Below are 17,543 nucleotides of genomic sequence, written 5' to 3' on the forward strand. Positions count from 1 at the left end.
CACGAAAAGAGGACCAAATCCATGCCTTTACATGGCTTTAAGAAACGCGCGTCATCAGCGATAATTACCCCTTTGTTAATCATCGCGGAGTATTGATGAGCGATTTGCAGCCTTTCCTTCTGACGCGCAAGCGCCCCATGAAACTGAACACGCTGGTCACGTTGATGGTATGCGCGATTATTGCTTCTGTGCTGCTTCTGGTCTTTGCGCTCTACTCCGTTCAGATCACCCGGGCCACCCGCGATGATGTCAAAGACACCGCACTGGGTATCGCCCGCACGCTGGCCGACAGCCCGGAGATCCAGCGAGGCCTGATGCAGTCCCCGCAGGCCGACATCATTCAGCCCATCGCCAAAGCGGTCACCCAACGTAACGATCTGCTGCTCACCGTGGTGACCGACATGCGCGGTATTCGCTACTCGCACCCAAACGAAGCACTGATTGGCCTGCATTTTATTGGCAACGATCTGGAACCCGCCCTGGAAGGTAAAGAGAACGTCTCGGTTAACCGGGGCGCCCTCGCCGAAGCGCTTCGCGTCTTTACCCCGGTTTATGACAGCCAGCACGATCAGATCGGGGTGGTGGTGGTCGGTATCTCTCTCAAAAAGGTGGAAGACCAGATTGCCCGCGGGCGGCTGAATGCGCTCTGGACGATATTATTCAGTATCTTTATGAGTTCGATGGCGATTTGGGGCCTGGTGCGGGTGCTGAAGCGCATTCTGTTCGGCCTCGAACCCTACGAGATATCCGCCCTTTTCGAACAACGTCAGGCGATGCTGCAGTCGCTTCGCGAAGGCGTACTGGCCGTCGATATTCACGGGCGCGTGACGATGATCAACCACACCGCCAGAGAAATTTTACTCCTGCCCTCCGGCAAGCAAACGGAAAACGCCAGCGCACCACTTTTAGCCAGCCTGCGTGAGATTTCAAAAACCGGCGTCGCGCGCCAGGATCAGGAGATCAGCTGTAACGGTCGGTTGTTGCTGTGCAACATGGTGCCGGTCAAAAGCCAGGAGCAGGTCATCGGGGCGATCGCCACCTTCCGCGATAAAACGGAAATCAGCCAGCTGATGCAGCGCATTGATGGCATGGTCAACTACGTCGATGCCCTGCGCAGCCACACGCACGAGTTTATGAATAAACTGCATGTGATCCTTGGCCTGCTGCATATGAAGCGCTACGACAAGCTGGAGGAGTACATCATCCAGACGGCGCATAATTACCAGACGGATATCGGTACGATCCAGAGCAAGGTAAAATCGCCGGTCATTGCCGGGTTCCTGCTGGGTAAAATCAACCGGGCAAAAGAGGCGGGCGTCACCCTGACGCTGGCGGACGAAAGCCAGATACCGGATACCGCCAGCGAAGAGCAGGTCGCGGTGTTGATCACCGCGCTGGGTAACCTGATTGAAAACGCGCTCGACGCGATGGAAGGACAGCAGGAAGGCGAGATCGGCCTGCTGCTGCATTATCAGAATGGCTGGCTTAGTTGCGAAGTCAGCGACGATGGCCCCGGCATTGATCCCACTCAGCTGGAGGCTATTTTTACTAAGGGCTTCTCAACGAAAGGTGAAAACCGCGGCGTTGGGCTGTTCCTTGCTCGCCAGCAGATTCAGAACCTGGGCGGAGAGATCTCCGTGGAGTCTGAGCCTGGCGTCTTTACCCAATTTTTTGTTCACATCCCCTGGGATAGCGAGAGGAATATCGCGTGATAAATGTATTAATTGTCGATGATGACGCCATGGTGGCCGACCTCAACCGTCTGTATGTCAACCGTGTTGAAGGCTTTAGCTGCTGCGGTGTCGCCTCCACGCTCAACCAGGCGAAGGCCATGATTAACGACCCCGGTCAGCCGGTCGATCTGGTGCTACTGGATGTCTATATGCAGCAGGATAACGGGCTGGATCTGCTGCCCGTGATTCGCGCGTCCGGCCGCCCGATCGATGTCATTATGATCTCCTCGGCCGCCGATGCCGCCACGATCCAGACCTCTATCCACTACGGCGTGGTGGATTACCTGATCAAACCCTTCCAGTTCCCGCGCTTTGAAGAGGCGCTCAACGGCTGGAAAGCGAAGCATAACCTGATGGAATCGCACCCGTATTATGAACAGGCCGACGTTGACCGCCTGATCCACGGCGGAGCGCCGGAGCTGGCGGACAGCAAAAAACTGCCGAAAGGGTTAACGCCGCAGACGCTGCGCACGATCTGCCAGTGGATTGACGCCCACCCGGAGATGGAGTTTTCCACCGATGACCTGGCGAGCGCGGTGAATATCTCCCGCGTCTCTTGCCGCAAATACCTGATCTGGCTGGCGCAAATCAACATTCTGTTCACCAGCATTCACTACGGTGCCACCGGGCGGCCAGTGTATCGTTACCGTCTCCAGCCGGAACAGACGGGTCTGCTTAAGCAGTACTGTCAGTAACGCGGTAGGTATTATCCAGCAACGTAAAGCGGAAGTGGTGCATCGATGAGATCACCACTTCTTTTGTTTTGGTCACAAAAATGGCTTCAATATCCGGGCGAGAGCGCAGCGCCGCGCAGCCCTTCTCCACGCCCATGCCGTACATCAGCGTGGTCCAGATATCGCCGTCGATAGACTCTTTTGACACGATGGTGACGCTGTCCAGCGCGTTGTCCAGCGGGTATCCGGTGCGCGGATCGAGAATATGGTGATAGCGCTTGCCGTTTTGCTCAAAGAAGCGCTCGTAGGTTCCTGAAGTCACCACGGAGCGGTTTTCCACCGTCATCGCGCCAATCAGCGCGTCGCTGACGAACGGTTTTTTCAGCCCGACGCTCCAGCCCCCTTCCGGTGAGCCCAACGTCTGGATATTTCCTCCCAGGTTGATGAGTCCCCGCTCGGTCCCCTCTTTGTGCAGGTAATCCCGCACCCGGTCAGCGATATAGCCTTTGGCGATGGCGCCCAGGTCGATCTCCATGCCTGCTCTCGCCAGAAACACGCTGCTCTGCGCCTCATCAAGGATGACATCCTCAGGACGGGTAATCGCCAGCAGCGCCGCAATGTCATCAGCAGGCGGAACGCTGTCACCCCGGAAACCAATTTTCCAGCGCTTCACCAGCGGGCCTATCGCCAGGTTAAAAGCGCTGTCCTTGAGCAGGCTTGCCGCTTTTGCACAGCGGATCAGCTCGAACACCGGTCGGCTGACGATGACCGGATGCTGACCAGCCGCGTGGTTGATGTCCATCACCTGCGAGTGGGCACGGTTGACGGTAAGCAGATCTTCATACTGTTTGATGAGTCGAAACACGCGGGAGGCGAGGGCTTCGTCATGGGAGAAGAGTTTCAGGAGGATGGGGGAACCCATCAGGACGGCGGAGTAACTGTAAACACGGTTATCTGACATGCATGTTTCCTCAGATGTAGCCCCGGCAAGCACCGCGCCGCCGGGGAAATCGCCGGATAACGTTGCGTTTATCCGGCCTACAACACAGGTGCTTTATGCCATTTTTGCGCGCATCGCCGCCTGATGTCCGGCAAGGGTACCAAAAATAATGATGTCTGCCACCGCGTTACCGCCGATACGGTTACCGCCGTGGATCCCGCCGACCACTTCACCCGCAGCAAATGCCCCTGGCAGCACGTTGTGGTTGCTGTCCAGCACGCAGGTTTCAGTGTTGATGGTCACACCGCCCATGGTGTGGTGCACGCCCGGCGCAATCTGAATGGCGTAGAACGGCCCTTCATTGATTGGCGCACGCAGCGCGGTGGTACGGCCAAAATCATCGTCGTGCTGTTTCTCGACAAAGCCGTTGTAGCGTTCCAGCGTTGCCAGGAAGGCGTGATGATCCATGCCCAGCGCTTCGGCCAGGGCTTTTGGTGAGCTGGCGCTGGTCACGAACCCTTTGGCGATGTACTCATCCGCAGCTTTGTTTTTGGCGCGTACGTGTTCATCAAAGACGATGTAAGCGTATTTCTCTGGCAGCGCGATGATCTGCGCGGAGACTTTGTCGCGGGTCGACATTTCGTTGTAGAAGCGCTCTCCTTTCTGATTGACCAGAATCGCCCCGCCGCCGCGGATGGATTCGGAAATCAGGTACGAGGTTTTCTGCTCCACGGTGGGGTGAATCTGAATTTCGCCCATATCCACGGTGCCCGCCCCAATGCGCTCCAGCAGTGCGATACCGCCGCCGGTGGCCCCTTTATGGTTGGTGGTGACGAATCCTTCCAGGTCCGGACGGTATTTCACCACCATCTGGCTGTTGGCGCTGAAGCCGCCGGTCGCCACAATCACGCTTTTGGTTGCCACGATGACGGTTTCATTCTCTTCGGTCGTCAGGCGCACGCCGGTCACTTCGCCGTTTTCGAAAATAATGTCACTGACGGAGGTATCCAGCATCACCTCGATGTTGCGTTTGTTGACGTTACGCACCAGACCGCTGATCAGATAGCCGCCTACTGCAGAACCGTCTTTTGGACGGTGAGTACGGTCGATGCTCATCCCGCCGGTGGTGGTGATGTCGTTGAGCATAATGCCGCGGGTTGCCAGCCACTCAATTGCTTCCGGTGCGTTCTCGACAAAGCGACGCAGCAGTTCCGGGTTGTTCTTGTTACCGCCGCCTTTCAGGCTTTCCTGGTAGAACAGTTCTTTGCTGTCCTGAATACCCTTCACGCGCTGGAAGCGAGTTTCAGCGGCGTTCATCCCGGCAGACGCTTTGATGGTGTTACCGCCGATGGTTGGCATTTTCTCGACAATCAGCACGCTTGCGCCTTCGTCGTGCGCCTGAATCGCCGCCGCCAGACCGGCACCGCCGCTGCCCACGACAACCACGTCAACGCTGCGGGTTTCGTTCGGGTCAACGCCCTCCTCTGCCGCCAGCGCTTTACTGGATTTCAGCATCGCTTTAGAAACCGCTTTTTTCACCGCTTCACTCTGGCTGGTTGCGCCAGTGATGGCATCCACGTGCGGGGTGTTGGCATCCAGAATGCGGGTGCGGATCTCTTCGAAGCTGGTCACAAACTCAACGTCTTCGCTTGGGCCGGAGGCCAGCGCGATGTCCGCAATGCGGTCGGTTTCCAGGCTGACGTTAATCACCAGCTCGTTAGCGTCGTCCTGCACTTTCTCGACGAAGGTGCCCGGTTTGAATTTAGACTCGCCCATGCTCATGTCGCGGATCATCGCTTCCACCAGCGAGAAACGCCACAGCGGTTCCGGAATGCTCAGCTCCTCGCGTTTGGTGCTGTCCATAAACAGTTCAAGGCTTTCGCCAGCCGCAATGCGGTCTGTCCAGTCCGGATAAGCGATGGTGGCGCGGCCAACGGCAATCAGGTCGTAACCGTGGTCCAGCGCGTCATTCACGTCTGAAGCATTCACCACGCCGCCCACGCCCATGACCGGAACCTGCGCCAGCGTTTCTGAACGCATCGCGCAGTATTTTTCGATGAGCGGGGTCGGGTCCTGGGTGTCAACAATCGAAGGACGCAGGGTTGCACCGACGGAGAAGTGCAGGTAATCCACGCCGCGCGCGGCCAGTTTCTCCAGCAGGTACATGGTGTCTTCAAAACGGATGCCCGGGACTTCCAGCTCTTCAGGGGAGAAGCGGTAACCAATGATGAAGGCATCATCCGCGTACTGGCGCACCATTTTGTGCGTAATGTCCAGCACGGCCAGCGGGAACTTCGCGCGGTTGTCGCGGCTGCCGCCCCACTCGTCATCGCGCTGGTTAGAGTTCGGTGAGTAGAACTGCTGAATCAGGTAGGTGTTGGCCCCGTGGATTTCCACGCCGTCGAAACCGGCCTGAATGGCGCGACGCACAGCTTCCCCAAACTTGCCGATCATTCCTTCTACTTCTTCGGCGGTCAGTGCAACCGGCGTTGCGGCACCGTCACGCGGTGCGGCCACCGCGCTTGGGCCAACCGGGGTACGGCCACCAATCAGTTTTGGGTCAACCATACGGCCGCCGTGGTAGATCTGCAGCAGCGCTTTCGAACCTTTGGATTTAATCGCCTCTGCGATTTTCGCCAGCCCGGCAATTTTCTCGTCGTTATCAATACCGATGGCGCCCGGGAAGGCGAGACCGAGATCGTCAACGAAGCAGCACTCCACGATGATGGTACCGATGCTGCCGGAGCGAGCCCGGTAGTACTCCACCAGCTCACTGGTGACAGTACCGTCATAGTAGCCGGTACAGGTGGTCATCGGGGCCATTAACAAACGGTTTTTCAGTTCGGTGCCATTCGGTAATGTGAAGGGGCTAAGAATGCGTTCGTTAGTGCTCATAATAGAAACTCCAAACTTTTAAAATTAAGAATTCGTTATCGGGTTTAATTTTTAAATTGGTTGTTATTTGCCGATGTCATGATACCAATATAATGATTTTTTTAGTTTCTAAAGCCATTACGTTAGTTAAAAAACTATTTAATCCCTGAGATAACAGAAATAACACAATGGTGTTAGTGATAATAATTTACCCGTTTACAATAATTTAAAATAAGTTAAATAAATATTGGTCATACCAATTTCCTTTAACCGTAAAAAATTCAATAAAATCAAACAATAAAAAGAATACCAGATTTTGAATTGTTACAAGAATGATAAAGAAAACGATAAAAATAAATAATAACCCCATACGCCAGAGTGGTTATTAATAAAAGCACGAAAATAACGCCGCACTTCTGTTTTTTTGATCCTGATCAATAGTTGCAGCATCCAAAAGCGCAATATAAAAACATCATCAATTTTTAATTTAACGCACACAGAAAGGCGTTAAATCGTTATTAATGAAAAAATCAAACCGCACCTTTAATAACTAAAAAAAGCAAAGAAACTTAAAAAAACGCATTTGGTTTTTTCTGCACCACCGAATTTTTGACAACTTAAGACGTGAAACTATGAATACAAAAACTGCTGTAACGCCCCAAGTGGCGAACCAGGCATCAAATGGAAAAGCGAAACGACTGCTCATGATGGCGTTGCCCGTCATCGTCGCCGTACTGCTGCTGTTTGTTCCGGTACCGGAAGGTTTACCGCCTTACGCGTGGCACTACTTCGCTATCTTCGTTGGCGTGATCGTCGGGTTGATCTTCGAACCACTGCCTGGCGCGGTGATTGGCCTGACCGGCGTGGTCGCCATTGCGCTGTGTAGCCAGTGGGTGCTCTTCAGCCCGGACCAGCTGGCAGATCCAAAATTCAAGCTGGCAGGCGCCTCCTTCAAATGGGCGGTGAGCGGGTTCGGTAACTCAACGGTCTGGTTGATTTTCGGTGCCTTTATGTTTGCCGCAGGCTATGACAAAACCCGCTTCGGCCGCCGTCTGGCGCTGATTCTGGTAAAATATCTCGGCCGTCGCAGCCTGACGCTCGGGTATGCTATTACCTTTGCAGACCTGCTGCTGGCACCGTTTACCCCGTCCAACACGGCACGCAGCGGCGGGACCATCTACCCGATTATCGCTAACCTGCCGCCGCTGTACGGCTCAAAACCCAACGACCCAAGCGCGCGCAAAATTGGTTCTTATCTGATGTGGGTGGCTATCACCGCGGCCTGTATCACCAGCTCTATGTTCCTCTCCGCTCTGGCGCCGAACCTGCTGGCGCTGGCGCTGGTGAAAAGCACCGTTGGGATTGATATCTCCTGGGGTACCTGGTTCCTCGCGTTCCTGCCGCTGGGCATCCTGTTGATTCTGACCATGCCGCTGCTGGCCTACTGGTTCTACCCGCCTGAAGTGAAAGTGAATAACGAAGTACCGCTGTGGGCGACCCGCGAGCTGGAAAAACTTGGCAAACTGTCGCGCAATGAGATCCTGCTGCTGGTCTTCGTGTGCTGTGCGTTACTGATGTGGATCTTCGCCGCGGCGTGGATTGAACCGGCCATGGCTGCCCTGTTAATTGTCGGTCTGATGCTGTGGACCGGTGTGCTGGAGTGGAACGATATCACCGGTAACAAAGCCGCATGGAACACCTTCGTCTGGTTCGCCACCCTGGTGGCGCTGGCGGATGGCCTCTCCTCTACCGGCTTTATCAGCTGGTTAGGTAAAGAAGGCGGTCTGCTGATGAGCGGTATCTCTCCGGGCGTGGCGACTATCGTCCTGCTGCTGGCGTTCTACCTGCTGCACTACCTGTTTGCCAGCACCACCGCACACACCACCGCGCTGCTGCCCGCGATGCTGACCATCGCCTCCACCATTCCGGGCATGAATATGGAAGTGTTCGTCCTGCTGATGGTGACCTCGCTGGGTGTAATGGGGATCATCACCCCATACGGTACCGGCCCAAGCCCGATTTACTACGGTAGCGGCTACCTGCCAACCAAAGACTACTGGCGCCTGGGCACTATCTTCGGTGCCATCTTCCTGGCGGCCCTGCTGCTGATTGGTTATCCGTGGATGTCGATGATGTTCTGATTTCTGACCGCCGGGGTCTTCCTCCGGCGGTTTTATTTTTGTGGAGCAAGCTATGTCAAACAAACCGTTTATCTACCAGAACCCCTTCCCTCTTTCCCATGACGACACAGAATATTATCTGCTCACCAAAGAGCACGTTTCCGTTGCCGAGTTCGAGGGGCAGGAAATCCTGAAAGTCGAGCCGCAAGCCCTGACGCTGCTGGCGCAGCAGGCCTTCCACGATGCCGCCTTTATGCTGCGTCCTTCTCATCAGAAACAGGTTGCCGCCATTCTTAACGACCCGGAAGCCAGCCAGAACGATAAGTACGTCGCCCTGCAGTTCCTGCGCAACTCTGAAATTGCCGCAAAAGGCGTCCTGCCGACCTGTCAGGATACCGGCACCGCGATCATCATGGGCAAGAAAGGCCAGCGCGTCTGGACCGGCGGCGGTGACGAAGCCGCCCTGAGCCAGGGCGTGTATAACACCTACATTGAAGACAACCTGCGTTATTCCCAGAACGCCGCGCTGGATATGTATAAAGAGGTGAATACCGGCACCAACCTGCCCGCGCAGATTGACCTCTACAGCGTGGACGGTGATGAGTACAAATTCCTGTGCATGGCAAAAGGCGGCGGTTCCGCGAATAAAACCTATCTCTATCAGGAAACCAAAGCGCTGATCGTCCCGGCGAAGCTGAAAAACTATCTCGTTGAGAAGATGCGCACGCTCGGCACCGCCGCCTGCCCGCCTTACCATATCGCGTTTGTGATCGGCGGTACCTCCGCAGAAGCCACGCTGAAAACCGTGAAGCTGGCCTCTACCCGCTACTATGACGCGCTGCCAACCGAAGGCAACGAACATGGCCAGGCGTTCCGCGACGTTAAGCTGGAACAGGAACTGCTCGAGGAAGCGCAGAACCTCGGCCTGGGCGCACAGTTTGGCGGTAAATATTTTGCCCACGACATCCGCGTTATTCGCCTGCCGCGCCACGGCGCGTCCTGCCCGATCGGCATGGGGGTTTCCTGCTCCGCAGACCGCAACATCAAAGCGAAAATCAACCGCGACGGGATCTGGATTGAAAAACTGGAACACAACCCGGGCCAGTATATTCCTGAATCACTGCGTCAGCAGGGTGAAGGCGACGTGGTGAGCATCAACCTGAACAAGCCGATGAATGAAATCCTGGCCCAGCTCTCCGCGCACCCGGTCTCTACCCGACTGTCGCTGAACGGGACCATCATCGTGGCACGCGATATTGCCCATGCGAAGCTGAAAGAGCTGCTGGATAACGGCGAGGAACTGCCGCAGTACGTTAAAGATCATCCGATTTACTACGCAGGTCCGGCAAAAACGCCGGAAGGTTACGCCTCTGGCTCACTCGGCCCGACCACCGCGGGACGTATGGACTCGTACGTAGACTTACTGCAATCCCACGGTGCGAGCATGATCATGCTGGCGAAGGGCAACCGCAGCCAGCAGGTGACCGACGCCTGCCATAAGCACGGCGGCTTCTACCTCGGCAGCATTGGCGGTCCGGCGGCGGTACTGGCGCAAAACAGCATTAAGAGCCTGGAGTGCGTGGCGTATCCTGAACTGGGTATGGAAGCCATCTGGAAAATTGAAGTGGAAAATTTCCCGGCGTTTATCCTGGTGGATGACAAAGGTAACGATTTCTTCCAGCAGATCCAGAATCAACAGTGCAAAGGCTGCTCACAGCGCTGAGGACTTCCACAACGCCGGTAACAGCGACAGCGTTTCGTTGATAAGCCCGCGCTTGTCGCTGCCCGGTTTCCAGATGGTCACCATCGTCTGAGCTATACCCTGGCTGCCCACCTCGGTGGGCAGCCTTTTTACATCCTTCCACTGCGCCGCATGAAGATGCGTCGGCAAAAATCCCCAGCCGCACCCCTTTTCCAGCAGACCGCGCAGCATCTCAAGTTCATTGGTAAAAAGGGTATGTCCGGAGATTTGCAGACGGCGCGCGACCGGCTCGTCAGACGCCGCATGCATAATGACCTGCGGCACCAGAGAGAGATCGAGTAGCGAAACCGGAGAGCCGTTATTCCGGAACAGCGCTTTCGAGGCGTAAAAATCCATCTCAATGGACCCTAACGCCCGCCATTCCATCTCATTGCCTACGCTGCGATTACGTGCCTGACAGATCCCCACATCGGCCTCACCGCTGGCGAGCATCGCTTCTGCTTCATCACGCGAGGTGCTGGTCAGGCTCAGCCGAATATTCTGGCTCGCCATTTTTGCTATCAGCGCCTGCAAAAAAGCGCGCGGGGTGAACGGATCGTAGACGAGCGCAATATCCTGCGTCGCGCTTTGCGGAACGGCTCTGGCGAACGCCTCAAAGGCTTTTACCTGACGCATCAACAGATGCGCCTGCCGCTGTAACTGCTCCCCCTCCAGCGTTAACCGCAGGGTCCGCCCCTCGCGCAGGAACAACGCGTAACCCAGACCATCTTCCAGAAAATCAATCAGATCGCGCAGGGTCGTGCGGTCTTTACCCAGTTTAGTGGCCGCCTTCACCAGGCTGCCATGTTCAGCCACGGCGGTGAACGCCTCAAGCTGGGCAAACGAATAGATCAATGACGCCACGCCATCCTCCACAGTATCTTTTCGGGGGATTTTCCCCCATAACGCGTTTTTTATTATAGGCCGCGGGTTCGTAAACTGAAGTCCTTCCTGAGCCATACGAGAAAAACATGAAAAACAAAACACACCGCACTCTGCTCGCGGCGCTGATTGTCAGCAGCCTTCTCTCTCCTGCCGCCATGGCTGCCTGCAACGGTACCGTTCTCGACACCTGTCCCGCCCCTTTTGATACAAAACTGCCGGACGCACATACGATGCTCACCTGGAGCCAGGCCGACCGCGTCGTGGGTTTCCGCAATGACTACCGCAACTATGCGGGCGACGTATTCCATCACGGCAACGCCTCGCCGTTGCTGGCCGCAGAAAAACCGCTGACCGATGCCCGCTATCAGGTGAATGGCAAGACCTACGATCTCCATGATTACCTGAAACGCCAGAACGTCAGCGGCATGCTGGTATTAAAAAACGGCCACGTTGCCTATAAGTATCTGGGTGAAGGAAATACCGACAGCACGCTCTGGACCTCACGCTCTGTCGGTAAATCGGTGGTCTCTGCGCTGGTTGGGGTAGCGATTAAAGAGGGAAAAATCCACTCCCTCGACGATCTTATTACCCAATATGAACCTGATTTGAAAGGCACCGCCTGGGACGGTGTGACGCTGAGACAGCTTATTACCCACACCTCCGGCGTGGCGTGGAATGAGGACTACACGAATCCGGGATCCGATTTCGCAAAGCTGACAGAGTGCGAAGCCAAACCGGGCACCTATGACTGCGTGCGGACATTAGTAAAAGGGTTACACCGCGCACACCCTGCGGGCGAAAACTGGTCCTATTCCTCGGGCGGCGCGTGGCTGCTGGGTGACGTGCTTGAACGCGCAACCGGCATGACGCTCGCGGCGTATCTGGAGAAACGCATCTGGCAACCCTACGGCATGGCCAGCGACGGCGTATGGCATGCCTACAGCAAAGGCCAGCATGATGTCGGCGCCCACGGCTTTAACGCCACGCTGGAAGACTGGGGCCGCTTCGGTCAGTTCATCCTTCATAACGGCACATTGCCCGGCGGGAAGCAGATCCTGCCCGAAGGCTGGGTAAAACAGTCCTCAGACTGGACGCAGGCAAAAGGTTCGGTGTCCGCCGCGCATCCGAACGGGTTGTATGGCTATCAGTGGTGGAACAACGAAGTGCCGGTTAATGCCACCCACGTCGCGCCAAAGGTCGACAATTCACTTAAAGGGTCGCTCTGGGCGCTGGGGATCTTTGGACAGATGATTATGGTGAATCAGAAAGAGAACCTGGTTATCGTCCAGTGGTCCACCTGGCCGCAGGCGGAACCGTCCTTCAGCGCTCAGCCGCTGGAAGCATCGTTAATGTTTAGCGCAATCGCGAACGCGCTGCGCTGATTTTTAGAGCCAGGCGCTGCCTGGCGTCTCCTCTGCGCGATGTCACAAAACAGCGATATCAGCAACTTAGCGAATTAGCGTGAATAAAAAATCACACGATTGTTAAGTTATTGTTAGGTATGTGAATCCTGGTCAACATCCTGTCATTGATGCACAACGCGCATCAGTTCATTCACTCTTTGCGCTTATTAATTTCCGTTTCCTGATCCAGTTTTCAAAAACAGACGAGCATAACGTCACGATAAAAACTGGAGATAATCATGGTTTCCTCAACCTCACCTGCAACGGTCCGTGCGAAAGCGGGCGCGATTTTTCGCGTCACCTCGGGCAACTTTCTCGAGCAATTCGACTTCTTTCTGTTCGGCTTTTATGCCACCTATATCGCCCACACCTTCTTCCCGGCAAGCAGTGAATTTGCCTCGCTGATGATGACCTTTGCCGTCTTTGGCGCGGGCTTTTTGATGCGTCCGATCGGCGCTATTGTGCTCGGCGCTTACATCGATAAAGTGGGTCGTCGTAAAGGGCTGATTGTCACCTTGTCGATCATGGCTGCCGGAACATTCCTGATTGTGCTTATTCCGTCGTATCAGAGCATTGGGCTGTGGGCACCGCTGCTGGTGCTGACGGGCCGTTTGCTGCAGGGCTTTTCCGCCGGTGCGGAGCTTGGCGGCGTCTCGGTCTATCTGGCAGAAATCGCCACGCCGGGCCGCAAAGGTTTTTACACCAGCTGGCAGTCCGGCAGCCAGCAGGTTGCCATTATGGTCGCCGCGGCGATGGGCTTTGCCCTGAATGCCCTGATGGAGGAGAGCGCCATTCGCGAGTGGGGCTGGCGCATCCCGTTTCTGTTTGGCTGTTTAATCGTGCCGTTCATCTTTTTCCTGCGTCGTAAGCTGGAGGAGACCGAAGCGTTCAACGCACGGCGCAATCATCTGGCGATGCGCCAGGTTTTCAAAACGCTGCTGACAAACTGGCAGGTTGTGGTCGCGGGCATGCTGATGGTGGCAATGACCACCACCGCGTTCTACCTGATCACCGTTTACGCACCAACCTTCGGCAAAAAAGTGCTGATGCTGAGCGCGTCGGACAGCCTGCTGGTCACGCTGCTGGTGGCCGTCTCCAACTTCATCTGGCTGCCAGTGGGCGGTGCCCTCTCGGACCGCTTCGGTCGTAAACCGGTGCTGGTTGTCATGACGCTGCTGGCGCTCGCCACCAGCTACCCGGCACTGACGATGCTGGCGGCAGCCCCCAGCTTCTCCATGATGCTGAGCGTCCTGCTGTGGCTCTCTTTCCTCTACGGCCTGTATAACGGCGCGATGATCCCGGCGCTGACGGAAATCATGCCTGCTGAAGTCCGCGTGGCGGGGTTCTCGCTGGCTTATAGCCTGGCTACCGCCGTCTTTGGCGGTTTCACCCCCGTGATGTCAACCGCGCTGATTGAATACACGGGTGACAAAGCCTCGCCGGGATACTGGATGAGCTTTGCGGCGGTCTGCGCGTTGCTGGCAACGCTCTACCTCTATCGTCGCCGCGCGGCATCGCTGCAAAACACCGTTAAGTCACAGGGGGCCGCATGAAACGTACGTCTCGCTCTACCGCCATCGCGCTAATGACGATGTTCCTGAGCGTCAATGCCTGCGCAGAGGACGTGAAGGTCATGATTTCGGGCGGATTCAAGGCCGCCCTGGAAAAGCTGGCTCCGGAGTATGAACGCCGGACCGGGGATAACATTGTGATCATCCCCGGTCCCTCAATGGGCACTACGCCGCAGGCAATCCCAAACCGGCTCGCGCGCGGAGAGAAAGCCGACGTGGTGATTATGGTGGGCAATGCACTGGCGAAGCTTGAACAGGCCCGTCTGACCTGGCCGGGTACGCGGACTGAACTCGCGGACTCTCCCATCGGCATGGTCGTGAAAAAAGGTGCGGATATCCCTGATATCAGCAGCGAGACGACGCTGCGTAATACCCTGCTGCAGGCTCGCTCCATCGCCTACTCAGACAGCGCCAGCGGCAGGTATGTCAGTGAAGAATTGTTCAAAAAGCTGGGGATTGAAAAGGAGGTGACGGGCAAAGCGACAAAAGTCGAGCGCATTCCGGTCGCATCAGAAGTGGCGAAAGGAAAATACGCCGTCGGGTTCCAGCAGGTCAGCGAGCTGCTGCCGATTCAGGGCGTCACCTTTATCGGTAAAATCCCGGATAATTTGCAATACATCACGCGCTTCGCTGGCGCGGTCACCCGTGACGCGGAACATCCCGCGGAGGGAAAAGCGCTGCTGAACTATCTCGCCTCACCGCCCTCAAGGGAAGTCATCCGCGTAACGGGGATGATCCCCGTTACGTCCGGCGATACTGTTCGGTGATCTGTTTTTCAAGCTCAGCCGCAATATAGGACTGGATGCGCCCCCGGCGCCGGATAAGCCCCACGGTACGCTTCACCTCCGGCGCCACCAGCGGCAAATGGGTCAGCAGCGTGTGCTCTGACGTCGGCATCGACATGGCGGGAACGGCAGCAATGCCGATCCCCGCCTCTACCATACCGAGCATCGTGGTGACATGACGCGTTTCGCAGACGCTGGGACGCTCGGGAATGATATCCCCCAGCAGGCGATCGAGCAGGTTGCGATTGCCGGACGTTTTATCGAGAGAGATGTAATCCTGCTGAAAAAATGCCTGCCACGTCAGCTGGCTCTTCTGCGCCAGCGGGTGATCCTTTCTGCATGCTGCAACATACACATCCTCCACCAGCGGGAAAAATTCGATTTCAGACGACAAGTTTCCTGCGAAGCAAATACCAAAATCCGCCTGGCTTCGGGCCACGGCGTCCATCACGTTGCCCGCGCTGCTGTCGATGAGCTTAATGCGAACGCGCGGATAGCGAGACTGAAAGCGACGGATCACATCGGGCATAAAGTAACAGGCTGCGGAAGGTACCGTGGCCACCGTGATCAGCCCCGTCCGCTCTTCGCTGGCTTTATCGACATCCGCCAGCATTGACTCTACGTTATCGAGCAGCTGCGTGGAGCGTTCAGCAAAGTTTTGCCCGTATAACGTCAGGGAGACGCGGCGGGTGGTTCGGTCAAAGAGTCGGTTCCCCAGCGCGGCTTCCAGCTTTTCAATCCTGCGGCTCAGCGCCGACTGGGACAGACAGATAGATTCAGCGGCGACACGGAAGTTACCGTATTCCACTAACGCTCTGAAGGCATAGAGATCGTTGAGGTCAAAATTCACGGGCATAGTATCTGGCGGTCCTGTCAGGGAATACGTTACAAAGTCCAAAATAATAACGGCTTATTAACCTGCCGCAACCGGCGCGGTGTCGGAATGCCGTTCAAAGGTCGTTGAGATTGAGACGAATGTGTCCGGCGCGCTCAGCAATAGCGTGCCGTTCCTCTTCCGTCATATCCGCGAGTTGTTTAAAGACAATGCCCAGCCGGGGATTGTGACCGAGACGTGCCTGGTTACGCTCAAAGAAATCCCAGTAAAGCGCATTGAAGGGACACGCCAGCTCGCCGGTGCGTTGATTGTGTTGATACCGACATCCCTGACAGTAGTTACTCATCTTATGGATGTAAGACGCGCTTGAAACATAAGGCTTACTGGCCAGTAAACCGCCATCGCCAAACTGGCTCATGCCGAGAGTATTGGGCAATTCTACCCACTCAAACGCATCAATATAAACGCCCAGATACCATTCATGTACCGCCTGCGGCGAGAGACCGCCGAGCAGGCTAAAATTCCCGATAATCATCAGGCGCTGGATATGGTGGGCGTAAGCCTCAGTGAGCGACTGTCCAATGGCGTGCGCCAGGCAGCGCATTTGCGTCTTGCCCGTCCAGAACCACTCCGGCAGCGGGGTGTGCTGCTCTAACGCATTCATCTCCCGATAACCCGGCATTTGCGACCAGTAGATCCCGCGCACATACTCCCGCCAGCCAAGAATTTGCCGGATGAACCCTTCGACAGCAGGCAACGGCGCATCACCCGAGCGCCATGCCTGCTCGGCGGCGGCAACCACTTCCCGGGGATTGAGCATTTTAGTGTTCAGCGCAAATGAAATTAAAGAGTGGAAAAGAAAAGGTTCTTCCGTGTGCATTGCATCCTGCCAGTTACCAAACTGGGGCAGGACGTGCGAAATAAACGCATCCAGCCGGGCTTTAGCTTCAGCGCGGTCGACTGGCCAGCGAAAAGTGTTGGCCCGCGGTTCGCCAAAGGTGCGTACGCCGCAGCGTTGGATCTCTTCCCATAATGCTGAGCGATCGTGGCAGATGCGAGAGTCATCCGGAGCAGGCGGTTCACCGGACCAGCGCTTGCGGTTTTCAGCATCGAAATTCCATTTCCCCCCTTCTGGCTCGCCTTCCGGAGTCAACAGCACGCCATGCTGACGACGCATTTCCCGGTAAAAATATTCCATTCGCCAGCTTTTACGCGATGCAAAGAACGCGCTCACCTGCTCCCGGGAGGTGAAAAAATGCTCGCTGCTGACGCAGGTCGTTTCGACGGTCGCCGTTTTCGCCCACGCCTGCAACTGCGCATCAAGGCGCCATTCATCGGGCTCCTGCCACATCACCCTGCCAGCATGGTAATGTGCGATAAGCGCGTTGAGATTATCTTCCAGCGCGCCGCGATTTGAACCCTCAGAGAGCCGGACATACCTTACCCGATGCCCCTTCTCTTTTAACTCAGCGGCAAACGCGCGCATGGCTGCGAAGATAGCGATGATTTTCTGAGCATGATGAAGGACATACGCGGTTTCTGCCCGCAGTTCCAGCATCACGTAAATGACATTCGCGCTGCAGGTATCAAACCAGCTGTGATGTGGATTGAGCTGATCGCCCAGAATCAGGCGTAGTTCGGTCAACGGTGGCTCCTGCGACAGCGCTCAGAACAGAATTTGACCTCATCCCAGCATTTCGCCCACTTCTTGCGCCACGTCATGGGCCGCTGGCAGTGCAAACACGCTCGACTGGGCAGGTTCTGCTTGTTACCTTTGAAATCACTCATCTTTTCAATACCGGACTGATTTATTCACTCGGGCTGCGGATAAAGGCTACGACAGACATCACAAAATGAAGGTGATGCCTGCAAAGCGCTACCTACTGCTCTGTACGAAATGATAGTTTATTCAGGCTGGAAGTGTAGAAATAAGCCATTTTCTGGCATCTTAACTGAACCTGACTTTCCCATTTTTGTTCAAG

13 protein-coding genes are annotated in these 17,543 nt (G+C 55.9%); 7 read left to right on the forward strand and 6 right to left on the reverse strand.

What is annotated here, in order from left to right; translation table 11 throughout:
• The first annotated feature begins 95 nt into the window (after positions 1-95).
• Complete coding sequence (locus ACOTY9_RS04980; RefSeq protein WP_014884413.1) at positions 96-1,712, forward strand: sensor histidine kinase; 1,617 nt, start codon at positions 96-98, stop codon at positions 1,710-1,712.
• Complete coding sequence (gene dcuR, locus ACOTY9_RS04985) at positions 1,709-2,428, forward strand: two-component system response regulator DcuR (RefSeq protein ID WP_014884414.1); 720 nt, start codon at positions 1,709-1,711, stop codon at positions 2,426-2,428. Before ACOTY9_RS04980 ends, dcuR begins: the two co-directional genes overlap by 4 nt.
• Here the strand turns inward: dcuR and ACOTY9_RS04990 are convergent.
• Both ACOTY9_RS04990 and ACOTY9_RS04995 read right to left on the reverse strand, forming a co-directional pair.
• Positions 2,409-3,368 (reverse strand): FAD:protein FMN transferase, encoded by a 960-nt coding sequence (locus ACOTY9_RS04990; RefSeq protein WP_096217924.1) that lies wholly within the window; start codon positions 3,366-3,368, stop codon positions 2,409-2,411. The two genes, dcuR and ACOTY9_RS04990, sit on opposite strands and share 20 nt — an antisense overlap.
• Positions 3,369-3,461: 93 nt before the next feature.
• Entirely contained in the window at positions 3,462-6,242 is a 2,781-nt protein-coding gene (locus tag ACOTY9_RS04995; protein WP_045269262.1) for a flavocytochrome c, read from the reverse strand.
• A gap of 611 nt (positions 6,243-6,853) precedes the next feature.
• Here ACOTY9_RS04995 and ACOTY9_RS05000 point away from each other — a divergent pair.
• Positions 6,854-8,362 (forward strand): anion permease, encoded by a 1,509-nt coding sequence (locus tag ACOTY9_RS05000; RefSeq protein ID WP_074165009.1) that lies wholly within the window; start codon positions 6,854-6,856, stop codon positions 8,360-8,362.
• 52 nt (positions 8,363-8,414) lie between these two features.
• Positions 8,415-10,064 (forward strand): class I fumarate hydratase FumA, encoded by a 1,650-nt coding sequence (gene fumA / locus ACOTY9_RS05005; protein WP_045281548.1) that lies wholly within the window; start codon positions 8,415-8,417, stop codon positions 10,062-10,064.
• Here the strand turns inward: fumA and ACOTY9_RS05010 are convergent.
• Positions 10,053-10,958 (reverse strand): LysR family transcriptional regulator, encoded by a 906-nt coding sequence (locus ACOTY9_RS05010; protein ID WP_045281549.1) that lies wholly within the window; start codon positions 10,956-10,958, stop codon positions 10,053-10,055. The two genes, fumA and ACOTY9_RS05010, sit on opposite strands and share 12 nt — an antisense overlap.
• Positions 10,959-11,053: 95 nt before the next feature.
• Here ACOTY9_RS05010 and ACOTY9_RS05015 point away from each other — a divergent pair, with 95 nt between their 5' ends.
• The 3 genes from ACOTY9_RS05015 (at position 11,054) to ACOTY9_RS05025 (ending at position 14,708) form a co-directional block, all read left to right on the forward strand.
• On the forward strand, positions 11,054-12,349 hold the full coding sequence (locus tag ACOTY9_RS05015) for a serine hydrolase domain-containing protein (protein WP_045281550.1): 1,296 nt from the start codon (positions 11,054-11,056) through the stop codon (positions 12,347-12,349).
• A 260-nt stretch (positions 12,350-12,609) separates the two neighbouring features.
• Positions 12,610-13,923 carry an MFS transporter gene (locus ACOTY9_RS05020; RefSeq protein WP_059372575.1) on the forward strand — a complete coding sequence of 438 codons (1,314 nt, stop codon included), beginning with the start codon at positions 12,610-12,612 and terminating at the stop codon, positions 13,921-13,923.
• Positions 13,920-14,708 (forward strand): substrate-binding domain-containing protein, encoded by a 789-nt coding sequence (locus tag ACOTY9_RS05025; protein ID WP_059372577.1) that lies wholly within the window; start codon positions 13,920-13,922, stop codon positions 14,706-14,708. Before ACOTY9_RS05020 ends, ACOTY9_RS05025 begins: the two co-directional genes overlap by 4 nt.
• Here ACOTY9_RS05025 and ACOTY9_RS05030 read toward each other — a convergent pair.
• The 3 genes from ACOTY9_RS05030 to ACOTY9_RS05040 form a co-directional block, all read right to left on the reverse strand.
• The gene (locus tag ACOTY9_RS05030; protein ID WP_059372580.1) at positions 14,683-15,582 is read right to left on the reverse strand and encodes a LysR family transcriptional regulator; all 900 of its coding nucleotides are present in this window, start codon (positions 15,580-15,582) and stop codon (positions 14,683-14,685) included. The genes ACOTY9_RS05025 and ACOTY9_RS05030 overlap by 26 nt on opposite strands.
• Before the next feature lie 94 nt (positions 15,583-15,676).
• Positions 15,677-17,206 (reverse strand): cryptochrome/photolyase family protein, encoded by a 1,530-nt coding sequence (locus tag ACOTY9_RS05035; protein ID WP_108444076.1) that lies wholly within the window; start codon positions 17,204-17,206, stop codon positions 15,677-15,679.
• Positions 17,203-17,349: a DUF2256 domain-containing protein gene (locus ACOTY9_RS05040; protein ID WP_071890883.1), complete on the reverse strand. Its 147-nt coding sequence runs from the start codon at positions 17,347-17,349 to the stop codon at positions 17,203-17,205. Before ACOTY9_RS05040 ends, ACOTY9_RS05035 begins: the two co-directional genes overlap by 4 nt.
• Positions 17,350-17,543: the final 194 nt, after the last annotated feature.

The organism is Enterobacter cloacae complex sp. SHL012, from assembly GCF_049237505.1.
GTDB classification, from domain to species: Bacteria; Pseudomonadota; Gammaproteobacteria; order Enterobacterales; family Enterobacteriaceae; genus Enterobacter; species Enterobacter kobei.